At 73.0% G+C, this 14,816-nt stretch carries 15 protein-coding genes; 9 read left to right on the top strand and 6 right to left on the bottom strand.

The window, feature by feature from the left end:
* The first annotated feature begins 44 nt into the window (after window positions 1-44).
* Window positions 45-1,208, top strand: a complete 1,164-nt coding sequence (locus AC07AW_RS22120) for a methyltransferase (protein WP_478817180.1) — start codon at window positions 45-47, stop codon at window positions 1,206-1,208.
* 3 nt (window positions 1,209-1,211) lie between these two features.
* On the opposite strand, the gene AC07AW_RS22115 is transcribed toward AC07AW_RS22120, so the two are convergent.
* The gene (locus AC07AW_RS22115; RefSeq protein WP_478817179.1) at window positions 1,212-1,616 is read right to left on the bottom strand and encodes a VOC family protein; all 405 of its coding nucleotides are present in this window, start codon (window positions 1,614-1,616) and stop codon (window positions 1,212-1,214) included.
* Window positions 1,617-1,747: 131 nt separating this feature from the next.
* Here AC07AW_RS22115 and AC07AW_RS22110 point away from each other — a divergent pair, with 131 nt between their 5' ends.
* Both AC07AW_RS22110 and AC07AW_RS22105 read left to right on the top strand, forming a co-directional pair.
* Window positions 1,748-2,767 carry an MDR family NADP-dependent oxidoreductase gene (locus AC07AW_RS22110; RefSeq protein WP_478817178.1) on the top strand — a complete coding sequence of 340 codons (1,020 nt, stop codon included), beginning with the start codon at window positions 1,748-1,750 and terminating at the stop codon, window positions 2,765-2,767.
* 187 nt (window positions 2,768-2,954) lie between these two features.
* Window positions 2,955-3,359: a MerR family transcriptional regulator gene (locus AC07AW_RS22105; protein ID WP_478817177.1), complete on the top strand. Its 405-nt coding sequence runs from the start codon at window positions 2,955-2,957 to the stop codon at window positions 3,357-3,359.
* A gap of 7 nt (window positions 3,360-3,366) precedes the next feature.
* On the opposite strand, the gene AC07AW_RS22100 is transcribed toward AC07AW_RS22105, so the two are convergent.
* The 4 genes from AC07AW_RS22100 to AC07AW_RS22085 all read right to left on the bottom strand — a co-directional run bounded on the left by AC07AW_RS22100 (window position 3,367) and on the right by AC07AW_RS22085 (window position 8,328).
* Entirely contained in the window at window positions 3,367-4,965 is a 1,599-nt protein-coding gene (locus AC07AW_RS22100; RefSeq protein WP_478817176.1) for an ABC-F family ATP-binding cassette domain-containing protein, read from the bottom strand.
* 304 nt (window positions 4,966-5,269) lie between these two features.
* Window positions 5,270-6,154, bottom strand: a complete 885-nt coding sequence (locus AC07AW_RS22095) for a sigma factor-like helix-turn-helix DNA-binding protein (protein WP_478817175.1) — start codon at window positions 6,152-6,154, stop codon at window positions 5,270-5,272.
* A gap of 136 nt (window positions 6,155-6,290) precedes the next feature.
* Window positions 6,291-7,745, bottom strand: coding sequence for an argininosuccinate synthase (argG, locus tag AC07AW_RS22090; RefSeq protein ID WP_478817174.1), 1,455 nt, complete (start codon window positions 7,743-7,745; stop codon window positions 6,291-6,293).
* A 130-nt stretch (window positions 7,746-7,875) separates the two neighbouring features.
* Entirely contained in the window at window positions 7,876-8,328 is a 453-nt protein-coding gene (locus AC07AW_RS22085; RefSeq protein ID WP_478817173.1) for an Lrp/AsnC family transcriptional regulator, read from the bottom strand.
* 111 nt (window positions 8,329-8,439) lie between these two features.
* Between AC07AW_RS22085 and AC07AW_RS22080 the strand changes: the two genes are divergently transcribed.
* The 6 genes from AC07AW_RS22080 (at window position 8,440) to AC07AW_RS22055 (ending at window position 14,072) form a co-directional block, all read left to right on the top strand.
* Window positions 8,440-9,057 carry a LysE family translocator gene (locus AC07AW_RS22080; RefSeq protein ID WP_478817172.1) on the top strand — a complete coding sequence of 206 codons (618 nt, stop codon included), beginning with the start codon at window positions 8,440-8,442 and terminating at the stop codon, window positions 9,055-9,057.
* Between the two features lie 151 nt (window positions 9,058-9,208).
* Entirely contained in the window at window positions 9,209-10,237 is a 1,029-nt protein-coding gene (gene argC, locus AC07AW_RS22075; protein WP_478817171.1) for an N-acetyl-gamma-glutamyl-phosphate reductase, read from the top strand.
* Complete coding sequence (gene argJ, locus AC07AW_RS22070) at window positions 10,234-11,400, top strand: bifunctional glutamate N-acetyltransferase/amino-acid acetyltransferase ArgJ (protein WP_478817170.1); 1,167 nt, start codon at window positions 10,234-10,236, stop codon at window positions 11,398-11,400. The genes argC and argJ overlap by 4 nt, the downstream gene beginning before the upstream one ends.
* Window positions 11,397-12,338 (top strand): acetylglutamate kinase, encoded by a 942-nt coding sequence (gene argB / locus AC07AW_RS22065; protein ID WP_478817169.1) that lies wholly within the window; start codon window positions 11,397-11,399, stop codon window positions 12,336-12,338. The genes argJ and argB overlap by 4 nt, the downstream gene beginning before the upstream one ends.
* Window positions 12,335-13,534, top strand: a complete 1,200-nt coding sequence (locus AC07AW_RS22060; protein ID WP_478817168.1) for an acetylornithine transaminase — start codon at window positions 12,335-12,337, stop codon at window positions 13,532-13,534. The genes argB and AC07AW_RS22060 overlap by 4 nt, the downstream gene beginning before the upstream one ends.
* A 7-nt stretch (window positions 13,535-13,541) precedes the next feature.
* Entirely contained in the window at window positions 13,542-14,072 is a 531-nt protein-coding gene (locus AC07AW_RS22055; RefSeq protein ID WP_030214728.1) for an arginine repressor, read from the top strand.
* Window positions 14,073-14,081: 9 nt separating this feature from the next.
* Here AC07AW_RS22055 and AC07AW_RS22050 read toward each other — a convergent pair whose 3' ends face one another.
* Window positions 14,082-14,774: a L,D-transpeptidase family protein gene (locus tag AC07AW_RS22050; protein WP_478817167.1), complete on the bottom strand. Its 693-nt coding sequence runs from the start codon at window positions 14,772-14,774 to the stop codon at window positions 14,082-14,084.
* Window positions 14,775-14,816: the final 42 nt, after the last annotated feature.

The raw sequence follows: 14,816 nt of genomic DNA, 5'->3' as shown, positions 1-14,816 counted from the left end.
GAAGGTGGGGAACCGGGCCCCCGACCGGCTAGCCTGAGAGCACGATGAACCGTTTGAGCACGTCATGGGGCGCCTTCACGCTGACCCGCTTCCCCGAGGACCCGCGCGACCAGCTCCGCGCCTGGGACGCGTCCGACGAGTACCTCCTCGGGCACCTCTCCGAGACCGGCACCGACCTCTCCGGCACCGTCGCCGTCCTCGGCGACCGCTGGGGAGCCCTCGTCACCGCCCTCCAGGCCGCGGGACCCCGCGAACTCGTCCAGATCACCGACTCGTACCTCGGCGGGCAGGCCACCCAGGCCAACCTCGCGCGCGCCGGGGCCGCCCCGGACGCCGTCCGGCTCCTCACCACCCAGGACCCGCCGCCCGAGCGGATCGACGTGCTCCTCGTCCGCGTCCCCAAGAGCCTCGCGCTCCTGGAGGACCAGCTCCACCGGCTCGCGCCCGCCGTGCACGAGGACACCGTGATCGTCGGCACGGGCATGGTCAAGGACATCCACACCTCCACGCTCAAGCTCTTCGAGCGGATCCTCGGCCCCACCCGCACCTCGCTCGCGGTGAAGAAGGCCCGGCTGATCCACACCACCCCCGATCCGTCCCTCACGCCCGGGCCGAACCCGTGGCCCCTGCGGTACGCACTCCCGGCGGACACCCCCGCGCCCGGCCTCCCCGGACTCACCGTCACCAACCACGCCGGCGTCTTCTGCGCCGACCGCCTCGACATCGGCACCCGCTTCTTCCTCGCGAACCTGCCGGGCGGTCTCGGCCGGGCCCGCGTCGCCGACCTCGGCTGCGGCAACGGCGTCGTCGGCCTCGCCATCGCCCTCCACGAACCCGAGGCGGAACTGGTCTTCACCGACGAGTCGTACCCGGCGGTCGCCTCGGCCGAGGAGAACTTCCGCGCCCACCTGGGACCCGACCGCAAGGCCGAGTTCCTCGTCGGCGACGGCCTCACCGAGCTGGCCCCCGGCTCGATGGACCTCGTCCTCAACAACCCGCCGTTCCACAGCCACCAGGCCACCACCGACCGCACCGCCCGCCGGATGTTCGCGGACGCACGCCGCGCGCTGCGTCCCGGCGGCGAGCTGTGGGTCATCGGCAACCGGCACCTCGGGTACCACGTCACGCTCCGCAGGATCTTCGGCAACAGCGAACTCGTCGCCAGCGACGCGAAGTTCGTGGTGCTGCGCGCCGTCAAGAGGGGCTGAGGCTCACCGGCCCCAGGATCTGGAACAGAGTACGAGCCGGTATCCGTCGGGGTCGGCGACCGTGACGCCCCACTCGTCCCAGTACGGATTGTGCGCCGGCACCCGGGTCCCGCCGGCGGCGAGCAGCCGCTCCACCTGCTCCTCCTCGACGGGCGCGCCGAGGTAGACGACGAAAAGGTCGTCGGCGGTCGGGGTGGGCTCCAGCGGACGCTCGGGGTCATGGGTCAGCTCGAAGTGCCAGCTGCCGTCCGGGGGCCCGACCATGAGCAGGTCGTGCTTCCCGGGCACCCGCTCGGTGCTCCGCCACTGCACGTCGAGGCCGAGCCCGTCCACATAGAACCGCTCGGCGGCGGCCAGATCCCGCGAAGGGCGGGCGACCCGTACCCGGGTCTGCGCATTGATGATCATGCCTCCAGGCTAGGGCGTCCCGGCCGCGGCCGCCCTCAGGGATCTCCCTCGCCCACCACGGACTTGACCCTGACGCGCGGGTCAGGGTTTACGGTCCCGCCGACCCGACCGACCTCCTCCTGGAGCGCCCCATGGCCACCCACCGCGAGATCCGGCTGCGCACCCGACCCGAGCGCGGCCTCCCGGCACCCGAGCACCTCGCACTCGTCCACACCGCCCTGCCCGTCCCGGCCCCCGGCGAAGTCCTCGTCAGGAACCGCTGGTTCGCGGTCTCCGCCGCGCTGCGGACCCTCATCGGCGGCGGAGTGAAGGGCGCGCCCTTCCCGCCCGTCGAACCCGGCGACCCCCTCTTCGGCGCGGCCGTCGGCGAGGTCGTGTCCGCTCCGGAGGGCAGCGGCCTCCGTCCCGGCGACCTCGTCTCCCACTGGCAGGGCTGGCGCGAGTACGCCGCCGTGTCCGCGGCCGGCTGCACGCCCCTCGGCGACACCCTGCCCGACCCGGTCGCCCACCTCTCCCAGGGCTGGACCGCGTACGCCGCCCTCACCCGCGGCACCGAGATACGCGCCGGGGACACGGTCCTCGTCACCGGCGGGGCCGGCGCCGTCGGCACGATGGCCGGGCAGATCGCCCGACTCCTCGGCGCGGGCCGCGTGATCGGCAGCACCGGCTCACCGGCCAAGGCCGAGCGGCTCGTCACCGAACTCGGCTACGACGCCGCCGTCGTCCGGGGCGCCGCCGCACCCTTCGCCGCGCAGCTAGCCGAAGCCGCGCCCGAGGGCGTCGACGTCGTCCTCGACACGGTCGGCGGCGAGCAGCTGAGCGCGGCGGTCGCCGCCGCCCGCCCCGGCGCGCGGGCCGTCCTCGTCGGCGCCCTGTCCGGCCAGCTCGATCCGGAGGGGACCGGCGCCACCGCGCGTGTGGAGCTCGACTCGTACCCGCTCGTCCTCAAGCGGGTCTCGCTGCGCGGTTTCAGTCCGCTCGACCACCCGGAGACGGAGGCCGAGTGGCGGGGCAGGTTCGGCGACTGGCTGCGCGCAGGGGAGATCGCCTTCCCGCACGTCAGGGTGGCGGGCATGGATCGGGCCGCCGAGGCGTTGCGGGAGGTGATGGAGGGACGGCATCTCGGGGCGGTCGTGGTCGAGTTGCCGTGACGACGGCGACGGCGACGGCGACGGCGACGGCGACGGCGACGGCGACGGGGACGGGGACGGGGACGGGGACGGCGGCGAGGCAGCGACGCGCGGCTGACGGTCGCGGCCCCGACGGTGGTCGCGACCCCCGCGGCGGTCGCGGCCCGGTCCACGATCGCGACCGCCCCCGCGACGAAAGGCGGACGGCATGCGGATCGGTGACGCGGCGGCAGCGGCGGGGACCACACCCCGAGCCCTGCGCCTCTACGAGCAGCGTGGCCTCCTGCCGCCACCCGACCGCACCCCCACCGGTCAGCGGCGTTACGGACCGGACGACGTGGCGCGCATCCGGGTCGTGCGGGAACTCCTCGCCCTCGGCCTGACGATCGAGGACGTACGCGCGTGCGTGGACCGCCTGCCTCTCCTCGACGTGGACGCGATCCGCTCCCGCCGGGTCCCCGAGGGCGTCTGTGTGCGGGCGTCCCCGGTCGTGAGCCGCCGGCTCGCGGCCCTCGACGCGGAGATCGCCCGCCTCACACGTCAGCGCGACGAACTGGCGGCCCGCTCGGCGCCCCCGCCGCACCCGGAGACCCCCGCCCCCGCTGCCGGCTGACGGGCACTCACGCCAGGGCGACCAGCTCCCGGTACTCCGCGTTCCACAGGTCCTCGTCCGCGTCCGGGAGCAGCAGGACCCGCTCGGGGCGCAGCGCGTCGATCGCGCCCTCGTCGTGCGTGACCATCACGATCGCGCCCGGATACGTGCCCACGGCCGCCAGGACCTCGTCGCGCGAGGCGGGATCCAGGTTGTTGGTGGGCTCGTCCAGGAGCAGCACGTTCGCTCCGGAGTGGACCAGGGCGGCCAGCGCGAGCCGTGTCTTCTCGCCGCCGGAGAGCACCCCGGCCGGCTTGTCGGCGTCGTCGCCCCGGAACAGGAACGCGCCGAGCACGGACCGTACCTCACCGTCCGTCAGGTGCGGAGCGGCCGCCGCGAGGTTCTCCCGGACCGTGCGCTCCGGGTCGAGCGTCTCGTGCTCCTGGGCGAAGTAGCCGAGCCGCAGCCCGTGCCCGTGCACCACCCGCCCCGCGTCGGGGGTCTCCTGTCCGGCGAGGAGCCGCAGCAGGGTCGTCTTGCCGGCGCCGTTGAGCCCCAGGACGACGAGCCGGCTGCCCCGGTCGACGGCCAGGTCCACCCCGTCGAGCACCGGCCGCTCCCCGTACGCCTTGGTGAGCGACACGGCGCCCAGCGGTGTCCGGCCGCAGGGGGTCGGCTCGGGCAGCCGGATGCGGGCGACCCGCTCGGCCTGCCGCGCCGGGTCGAGCCCGGCGAGCATCCGGTCGGCCCGGCGGGCCATGCTGCGGGCCGTCGTCGCCGTCGCCACGCGGGACTTCATGCGGTCCGCCTGCGCGTGCAGGGCGGCCGCCTTCCGTTCGGCGTTGGCGCGCTCGCGCACTCGGCGCCGCTCGTCGGCGTCCCGCTGGGCGAGGTACGCGTCCCAGCCGGTGTTGTGGACGTCGAGCGAGGCCCGCTGCGGGTCGAGATGGAAGACCCGGTTCACGGTGTCGGCCAGGAGCCGCACGTCGTGGCTGATCAGCACGAGTCCGCCCCTGTGGGCGGCGAGGTGGCCGCGCAGCCAGCCGATCGAGTCGGCGTCCAGGTGGTTGGTCGGCTCGTCGAGCAGCAGCGTGCCGTCCCGCCCGTGACCGGCGAAGAGGATGCGGGCCAGCTCGACCCGGCGCTTCTGGCCGCCGGACAGCCGGCCGACGGGCCGGTCCATGAGCTCGACGGGCAGGCCGAGACCGGCGGCGACCCGGGCGGCCTCCGCCTCCGCCGCGTACCCGCCGCCCGCCTCGAAGGCGGTCTCGGCGGCGTCGTACGCGGCGAGCGCCCGCGCGTCGGGTGCCTCGCCGAGCCGTCGGGCGGCCTCCGCGAGCCGCCGGACCGCCCGGTCGAGGCCGCGCGCGGAGAGGATCCGGTCGGTGACGGTCACGGAGGGGTCGGCGGCCCGCGAGTCCTGCGCGAGATGGCCGACGGAGCCGGTACGGGTGACGGTGCCGGCGGCCGGGGCACGCAGCCCGGCCAGGGTGTCGAGGAGGGTGGTCTTGCCGGCGCCGTTACGGCCGACCAGGCCGATCCGGTCGCCGGGGGCGACGTGGAAGGAGATGTCGGACAGCAGGAGCCGGGCGCCGACGCGCACGTCGGCACCACGAACGGTGATCATGGGATAACGCTCCGAACAAGCTTGAGGACACACGGGTGGCGTGAGTGCGGGTCCTCAGCTAGGAGATTCGGGGCGTAGACATGGCGTCGACGCTAACGGAACGGACTCCTGGACGCACCGGAATTTCGCCCTGCCCGCGCCTCAGGAGTCCTGCCCGCGCCACAGAGTCCTGCCCGCGCCTCGGAGCCCCGCCCGCGCGTCGGAGCCCCGTGCCCGCCCCCCCCATGAGCCCCGCCCGCCCCCCCATGGACCCTGCCCGCGCCTCCGGAGCCCCGCCCGCCCCCCCATGAACCCCGCCCGCGCCTCAGGAGTCGGGAAAGGCCAGGTCGAGCCCGCGCACCCGGTCCTCCCCGGTGGTGAGCGAGAGGGCGACGATCCGGTCCCGTCGGAGCGTGGCCGCGAAGGCCGAGACCGGCCGGCCGGCGGCGAACCCGACCGCGCCGACGGCCCCGTCGACCAGCGCCGGCCGGGACACGTCCGCGCTCCGCGCGAAGGCGACGGCCGTCTCGGCGACCGCGGCGGCCCCGTGCACCGGGGCGCCCTCGGAGTACGCGACGACCTCCGGGTCGAGGACGGCCACCAGGACGCGGGCATCACGCGCGCGTACGGCCGTGAGGAACCGGTCCACCACCGCGCGCTGCCGCCCCTGCTCGCCCTCGGTACGGGCCGCCCCGCCGCCCCGCATCCGCTCCCGTGCCCGCCGTGCCAGCCGAGCAGCCGAATCGGGCGACCCGCCGGTGATCCGCGCGGTCTCGTGCGCCGGCAGCCCGAAGACATCGTGCAGGACATAGGCCAGCCGCTCCTCGCCCCCGAGCCTCTCCAGCATCACGAGCAACGTCAGCCACAGGGAGTCGACCCCGGCATCCCCCGAGGCGGGCGACTCGCCGAGGCAGTCGGCCCCGCCTGCCCCGGGTGCCCCACCGAAACCCCCTGCGCCGTCGTGCCGCCCCGGCTCCCACCCTCGGTCCCCGCGCTCCTGGAGCCTTCGCATGCAGGTCTCGCCCACGGCCGCCGTCAGCCACGCGCGCACCGCCGCACCGTCGTCCTGCCGGAGCTCCGCCCGGGCCACCGCGAGCGCCTCCTCGGCCTCCGCGGGCGACCCCGTGATCCGCAGGGCGACGGCCCGCAACTGCTCCTCGTGGGCGTCGAACCGCCCGGTCAGGGCGGTCAGAAACGTGTCGTCGTGCATGGCGCCTCACTCCTCGTCGGTTCCGTCACCGCGTTGACGAGAGGGCCCGCCGGTATGTGACAGGGGTCGGCACAGCGGAAAGGCCGGTCCGACACCAAGGTGTCGAACCGGCCTTCCGTGGCTGGGGAGCCGTGCGTCAGTCCGTGCCGAACTCCATCGCGGCCCGGTCCAGCATCTCCTCGTCGCCGGAGACCTCGCCGCGGGAGGCGATGGCCTCGGCGCCGCCCTCGGGCAGCTGCGTCATGGTGCCGATCAGGCCGGTCGCGGCCGCCTGGGCGGCCCCGATGGACGGGCTGCCGGTGCCGATCAGGCCGAGGCCGGCGTACTGCTCCAGCTTGGCGCGCGAGTCGGCGATGTCGAGGTTGCGCATGGTGAGCTGGCCGATCCGGTCCACCGGGCCGAAGGCCGAGTCCTCGGTGCGCTCCATGGACAGCTTGTCCGGGTGGTAGCTGAACGCCGGGCCCGTGGTGTCGAGGATCGAGTAGTCCTCGCCGCGCCGCAGCCGCAGCGTGACCTCGCCGGTGACGGCCGCGCCGACCCAGCGCTGGAGCGACTCGCGGACCATGAGGGCCTGCGGGTCCAGCCACCGGCCCTCGTACATGAGCCGGCCGAGGCGACGGCCCTCGTTGTGGTACTGGGCGAGGGTGTCCTCGTTGTGGATCGCGTTGACCAGGCGCTCGTACGCGGCGTGCAGCAGCGCCATGCCCGGGGCCTCGTAGATGCCGCGGCTCTTGGCCTCGATGATCCGGTTCTCGATCTGGTCGGACATGCCCATGCCGTGGCGGCCGCCGATGGCGTTGGCCTCCATGACCAGGTCGACGGCGGAGTGGAACTCCTTGCCGTTGATCGTCACCGGGCGGCCCTGCTCGAAGCCGATCGTGACGTCCTCGGTGGCGATCTCGACCGAGGGGTCCCAGAACTTCACGCCCATGATCGGGTCGACGGTCTCGACGCCCGTGTCCAGGTGCTCCAGGGTCTTGGCCTCGTGGGTGGCGCCCCAGATGTTGGCGTCGGTGGAGTACGCCTTCTCGGTGCTGTCCCGGTAGGGGAGGTCGTGGGCGAGCAGCCACTCCGACATCTCCTTGCGGCCGCCGAGCTCGGTCACGAAGTCCGCGTCCAGCCAGGGCTTGTAGATCCGCAGGTGGGGGTTGGCGAGCAGGCCGTAGCGGTAGAACCGCTCGATGTCGTTGCCCTTGAAGGTCGAGCCGTCGCCCCAGATCTGGACGTTGTCCTCGAGCATCGCCCGGACCAGCAGGGTGCCGGTGACGGCGCGGCCGAGCGGGGTGGTGTTGAAGTAGGCGCGGCCGCCCGAGCGGATGTGGAACGCGCCGCAGGTGAGCGCGGCCAGGCCTTCCTCGACCAGCGCGGCGCGGCAGTCGACCAGGCGCGCGATCTCGGCACCGTAGGTCTTCGCGCGGCCGGGCACCGAGGCGATGTCGGGCTCGTCGTACTGGCCGATGTCGGCGGTGTAGGTGCACGGGATGGCGCCCTTGTCGCGCATCCATGCGACCGCGACGGACGTGTCGAGGCCGCCGGAGAAGGCGATGCCGACGCGCTCGCCGGCGGGCAGGGAGGTGAGGACCTTGGACATAGGAAGAGTATGCATCATCTCGCATGGTCATGCAAAGGGGTGCTCTCCCGAAGGTTCGCACCCACCTTCCGATCGTCCGGCAGTTCCGCCGTCTCGGCCACCGGAAGCCGCCGCCCGGCCCCCGACCCGGCTACTCCGGCAAGGGGCGGTCGGCGATCACGTTCTTCATGACGAGCGTGGACGTCAGGCGCTGGACGCCGGGCAGCCGGGCGAGCTGCTGGTCGTACAGCTCCTGGAAGGCGGTCAGGTCCGTGGTCGCGACCCGCAGGAGGTAGTCGGGCTCGCCGAACAGGCGCTGGGCCTGCAGCACGTGCGGGACGGCGGTCACCGCCTCCTCGAAGGCGGTGACCGTGTCGGCGTCCTCCCAGCGCAGGGTGGCGAAGACGAGGGCCTCGAAGTTCAGGCCGACGGCGGCGGGGTCGACGACGGCGCGGTAGCCGCGGATGGCGCCCTCGCGTTCGAGGTCGCGCAGTCGGCGGTGGCAGGGCGAGACGCTCAGTCGCACGCGGGCGGCCAGCTCGGTGATCGTCAGTCGGCCGTCGAGCTGCAGCTCGGTAAGAATTTTCCGGTCCAGGGCGTCCATGGAGAAGATTCTCCTCCGTATTTCGTGATCATGGCGCACATACGGAAACACCTTCGGGCATATCCGGCCTAGCTTTCCCTCCAGAGAAAGAAGTGCGAGAGGGAACGATCGATGGACACGACGACACTGGCGGCTTTCCTGGCAGTGGACCTGCTGCTGGTGTTCACTCCGGGCGCGGACTGGGCCTACGCGATCTCCGCCGGTCTGCGGGGACGCTCGGTCGTCCCGGCCGTCACCGGTCTCATCGCCGGGCATACGGCCTATGCGCTGGCGGCCGTCGCGGGCCTGGCGGTGATCGTGGCGAGCTCGCCGGCCGTGCTCACCGCCCTGACCCTGGCGGGCGCCGGTTACCTGTTGTGGCTCGGGTGGGGCGTTCTGCGCCGGCCCGCCGTACCGACGGCCGCCGCGGAGGGCGCGGGTGCCTCCCGTGTGCAGGTCATGCTCAAGGGGGTCGGGATCAGCGGCCTGAACCCGAAGGCGCTGCTGCTGTACTTCTCGCTGTTCCCGCAGTTCATCGACCCTGCCACGGGCTGGCCGGTCGCTGCGCAGACCGGTCTGCTCAGCACGATGCACCTGACCGCGTGCGCCGTCGTCTACCTCTCCGTCGGTGTCCTGGCCCGTACGGTCCTGAGCACCCGCCCCTCGGCGGCCCGGGCCGTCACCCGCGTCAGCGGAGCCATGATGATCGTCATCGGCGCCTTCCTGCTGGTGGAACGCCTGGCCGCCTGAGGGCCCCGCCCCGCTCCACCGTTCTCCTGGTGCATGTCCTGGTAAAAGCGCACTTCACGTAGTAAAGAGGGAATGTCTCTCCACCCAGAGCATGTCGTTGCATAAAAGTTCGGCTCCACGTATAGTCATGCCATCCATGAGGAGGGTTTCGATGACGGTACGAGTAGCTGTGGCGGGTGCGAGCGGATACGCGGGCGGAGAGCTCCTGCGTCTCCTCGTCGCCCACCCCCACGTGGAGATCGGGACACTGACCGGCCACTCCAACGCCGGCCAGCGCCTCGGGGCCCTCCAGCCCCACCTGCTCCCGCTCGCCGACCGCGTCCTCGCGCCCACCACCGCCGAGGAGCTCGCCGGACACGACGTGGTCTTCCTCGCGCTGCCGCACGGCCAGTCCGCGGCCGTCGCCGAGCAGCTCGGGCCCGACGTCCTCGTCATCGACATGGGCGCCGACTTCCGCCTCGAGGACCCGGCCGACTGGGAGACGTACTACGGCTCCCCGCACGCCGGGACCTGGCCCTACGGCCTCCCCGAACTGCCGGGCGCCCGCGCCGCCCTCGAGGGGTCCAAGCGCGTCGCGGTCCCCGGCTGCTACCCGACCGCCGTCTCGCTCGCGCTCTACCCGGCGTACGCGGAAGGGCTCGCCGAGCCCGAGGCCGTGATCGTCGCCGCCTCCGGCACCTCCGGCGCGGGCAAGGCCGCCAAGCCGCACCTGCTCGGCAGCGAGGTCATGGGCAACATGTCCCCGTACGGGGTCGGAGGCGGCCACCGCCACACGCCCGAGATGATCCAGAACCTCAGCGGACCGGCGGGGGAGCGGGTCACCGTCTCCTTCACGCCCACCCTGGCGCCGATGCCCCGCGGCATCCTCGCCACCTGCACCGCCACCGCGAAGCCCGGAGTCACCGCCGAGACCGTACGGGCCGCGTACGAGAAGGCCTACGCGGACGAGCCCTTCGTCCACCTGCTCCCCGAGGGGCAGTGGCCGGCCACGTCGTCCGTCTACGGTTCCAACGCCGTTCAGGTGCAGGTCGCGTACGACGCGAACGCGAACCGGATCATCGCCATCAGCGCCATCGACAACCTCACCAAGGGCACTGCCGGCGGCGCGGTGCAGAGCATGAACATCGCCCTCGGGCTTCCCGAGGCCACCGGACTTTCCACGATTGGAGTCGCTCCATGAGCGTCACCGCAGCGAAGGGATTCACGGCAGCGGGCATCGCCGCCGGGATCAAGTCGAACGGCAACCCGGACCTGGCCCTCGTGGTCAACACCGGGCCCCGCCGCGCCGCCGCGGGAGTCTTCACCTCCAACCGCGTCAAGGCCGCGCCCGTCATCTGGTCCCAGCAGGTCCTCGCCGACGGCGAGCTGACCGCCGTCGTCCTCAACTCCGGCGGCGCCAACGCCTGCACCGGCCCCCAGGGCTTCCAGGACACCCACGCCACCGCCGAGAAGGTCGCCGAGGTCCTGAGCAAGCAGGGCACGGAGGTCGGCGCCGGCGAGGTCGCCGTCGCCTCCACCGGCCTCATCGGCGTCCTGCTCCCCATGGACAAGCTGCTCCCCGGAGTCGAGACGGCCGCCGCCGAACTCTCCGAGCACGGCGGCGAGAAGGCCGCCATCGCCATCAAGACCACCGACACCGTCCACAAGACCTCCGTGGTCACCAAGGACGGCTGGACGGTCGGCGGCATGGCCAAGGGTGCGGGCATGCTCGCCCCCGGCCTCGCCACCATGCTCGTCGTCCTCACCACCGACGCGGACGTCGACGCCAAGGGCCTCGACGCCGCCCTGCGGACCGCCACCCGGCTCACCTTCGACCGGGTCGACTCCGACGGCTGCATGTCCACCAACGACACCGTCCTCCTCCTCGCCTCCGGCGCCGCCGGCGTCACCCCCGCGCAGGACGAGTTCGCCGAGGCCGTACGGACCGTCTGCGACGACCTCGCCCGCCAGCTCATCGGCGACGCCGAGGGCGCCAGCAAGGACATCCGCATCGAGGTGATCAACGCCGCGACCGAGGACGACGCCGTCGAGGTGGGCCGCTCCATCGCCCGCAACAACCTCCTCAAGTGCGCCATCCACGGCGAGGACCCCAACTGGGGCCGGGTGCTCTCCGCCATCGGCACCACGAAGGCGGCCTTCGAGCCCGACCGGCTCAACGTCGCCATCAACGGCGTCTGGGTCTGCAAGAACGGCTCCGTCGGCGAGGACCGCGACCTGGTCGACATGCGCTACCGGGAGGTCACCATCACCGCCGACCTCGCCGCCGGCAGCGAGTCCGCCGTCATCTGGGCGAACGACCTCACCGCCGACTACGTCCACGAGAACAGCGCGTACTCGTCGTGAGCAACACCGCGCGGAAACACACCGCCCTCCCGAAGGCCCAGATCCTCATCGAGGCACTGCCCTGGCTCACCCGCCACCACGGCAAGACCGTCGTCATCAAGTTCGGCGGCAACGCCATGATCGACGAGGACCTCAAGGCCGCCTTCGCCCAGGACATCGTCTTCCTGCACCACGCCGGCCTCAAGCCGGTCGTCGTGCACGGCGGCGGCCCCCAGATCAACGCCGCCCTCGACCAGGCCGGCCTGGTCAGCGAGTTCAAGGCGGGTCTGCGGGTCACCACCCCCGAGGCGATGGACGTCGTCCGGATGGTCCTCGCGGGCCAGGTCCAGCGCGAACTCGTCGGCCTGCTCAACCAGCACGGCCCGCTCGCCGTCGGCCTCACCGGCGAGGACGCCCACACCATGACCGCCACCAAGCACCAGCCGGTGATAAACGGCGAGACGATCGACATCGGCCGCGTCGGCGAGATCACCGCCATCGACACCGGCGCCATCAAGGCGCTCCTGGAGGACGGCCGGATCCCGGTCATCTCCTCCATCGCCCGCTCCCAGGACGACGGACATGTCTACAACGTCAATGCTGATACGGCGGCTGCGGCACTCGCTGCGGCGCTGGGTGCCGAGACGCTGATGGTCCTGACCGACGTCGAGGGCCTCTACGAGGACTGGCCGAACAGCGACGAGGTCATCAGCCGGCTCACCGCGAGCCAGCTGGAGAAGCTGCTGCCCGAGCTCTCCAGCGGCATGGTCCCCAAGATGGAGGGCTGCCTGCACGCCGTACGGAACGGGGTCACCACGGCCCGCGTCATCGACGGCCGGGTCCAGCACTCGATCCTGCTGGAGATCTTCACGGACGAGGGCATCGGCACGATGGTCGTTCCGGACGACAGGGGCGCCCAGGACGCTCAGGGCGCTCAGAGGAACCAGGGGGAGAAATGACCGGCAACACCGAGCTGACCCAGCGGTGGCAGGGCTCGCTCATGAACAACTACGGCACCCCCCGGCTGCCGCTCGTCCGCGGTGAGGGCGCCAAGGTCTGGGACGCCGACGGCAAGGAGTACCTGGACTTCGTCGGCGGCATCGCCGTCAACGCCCTCGGCCACGCCCACCCGGCCGTCGTCGAGGCCGTGTCCCAGCAGATCGCGTCCCTCGGCCACGTCTCCAACCTGTTCGTCGCCGAGCCGCCCGTCGCCCTCGCCGAGCGGCTCCTGAGCCTCTTCGGCCGCCCCGGCAAGGTCTTCTTCTGCAACTCGGGCGCCGAGGCCAACGAGGCCGCGTTCAAGATCGGCCGGCTCACCGGCCGCTCCCACATGGTCGCCACCGACGGCGGCTTCCACGGCCGGACCATGGGCTCCCTCGCGCTCACCGGCCAGCCCGGCAAGCAGACCCCGTTCCTGCCGCTCCCCGGCGACGTCACCCACGTGCCGTACGGGGACGTGGAGGCGCTGCGGGCCGCGGTCACCGAGGACACCGCCTTCGTCATCATCGAGCCCATCCAGGGCGAGAACGGCGTCGTCGTCCCGCCCGCCGGCTACCTCAAGGCCGCCCGGGAGATCACCCGCGCCACCGGCACCCTCCTCGTCCTCGACGAGGTGCAGACCGGCATCGGCCGGTGCGGCCACTGGTTCGAGCACCAGGCCCACGAGGGCGTCGAGCCGGACGTCGTGACCCTCGCCAAGGGCCTCGGCGGCGGCCTCCCGCTCGGCGCGACCGTCGCGTTCGGCGAGGCCGCGGAGCTCTTCACGCCGGGCCACCACGGCACCACCTTCGGCGGCAACCCGGTCGCCTGCGCCGCCGGACTCGCCGTCCTGGACACCCTCGGCGCCGACGCGGCCCTCGACCACGTGAAGTCGGTCGGCGAGCGGCTGCGCCAGGGAATCGAGGGTCTGGGGCACCCGCTGGTCTCCCACGTCCGTGGTGCGGGCCTCCTGCTGGGTATCGTGCTCACCGGGCCCCTCGCACCCCAGGTGCAGCAGGCGGCCCAGGACGCCGGCCTCCTGGTGAACGCGCCCGCCCCCGACGTCGTACGGATCATGCCTCCGCTGGTCCTCACCGACGCCGAGGCGGACGCCTTCCTCCGGGCGCTGCCCGGGGTCCTGGACGAGGCGAACGGGCAAGGACGAACCGGAGAATGAGACGACGATGACCGACGCGCAGGAGAACGAGCACGGCGGGCCGTCCGTTCCGCAGACCCGCACCGCACGCCACCGCAGGATCGTCGACATCCTCAACCGGCAGCCGGTGCGCTCGCAGAGCCAGCTCGCCAAGCTGCTCGCGGACGACGGGCTGAGCGTCACCCAGGCGACGCTCAGCCGCGACCTCGACGAGCTCGGCGCGGTGAAGATCCGCAACACCGGCGGCGAGCTGATCTACGCGGTGCCCAGCGAGGGCGGCTTCCGCACCCCGCAGGCGCCGCTCGGCGAGTCCGCGAAGGAGGAGCGCATGCGGCGCCTCTCCGGCGAACTGCTGATCTCCGCCGAGGCCTCCGCCAACCTGGTGGTGCTGCGAACCCCGCCGGGCGCCGCCCAGTTCCTCGCGTCGGCCATCGACCAGGCCGAACTCCACGCCATCCTCGGCACCATCGCGGGTGACGACACGCTGCTGCTCATCAGCCGCGACCCGGTCGGCGGGCAGGCGCTCGCCGACCACCTCCTGAAACTGGCCCAGAAGTAGCCCCTGGGCTCAATACCGCGTGATCGCCGTCGGACCGCCCCGCGTTCCGACGGCGATGTGCGGTCGGCGCGCGGGATCCGCCCAGGCGAGGACCGCGCGCATCGCGTCGGCCGGCACGGAGACGCAACCCGCGGTCGCCCCGCGCCCGTTGACGTGCAGGAAGATCCCGGCCCCGCGCCCGCGTACCGGGCGCTCGTAGTTGAAGCCGATGACCAGCGCGTACGCGTACTGCGTGCCGTACGAGGCGAGATGCTCGGCCTCGCCGGCCCGGCAGTCCCGGGGCAGCCCCTCGACCCAGCGGTTGTACGCGCGCGAGGCGTTGTCCTGGCACCACCAGGACCGCTCGGTGACCCGGGCGTACGGGAAGCGGGTCCCGGCCGGCCGGGACCGCACCCCGAAGGCGTACGGCAGCCGGTAGAGCCCGGTGGGCGTGGTGTTCGTGCCCTGCCGGCGCGCGGCGCCCTCGGCGAGCCCGCCGGCCCCGAACCGGGCGGGCGCGGAGCCCGCCACGACCCACCGCCCGCCGCGCCGGTCCCACCAGGTCAGCGTGCCCGTGGTGGAGTCCGTGTCCGAGGCCTCGGCCGTGATCAGCTGGGAGCCCCCGCCGGTGTCGGCCATCCGCGCGGGCAGCGGTGCGGGTACGGGTGCGGGCGCGGCGCCGAGGGAGAGCAGGGCGGCGCCGAGGGCGAGCAGAGTGCGCATGGCCGCGACGCTAGGACGGCAGCCGGGCGCCCGCCCGTCGTA

The sequence above is a fragment of the Streptomyces sp. NPDC044003 genome, assembly GCF_056435185.1.
Note: the sequence above shows the minus strand (reverse complement) of the source record. Positions and strands in the feature narration are given on the sequence as shown.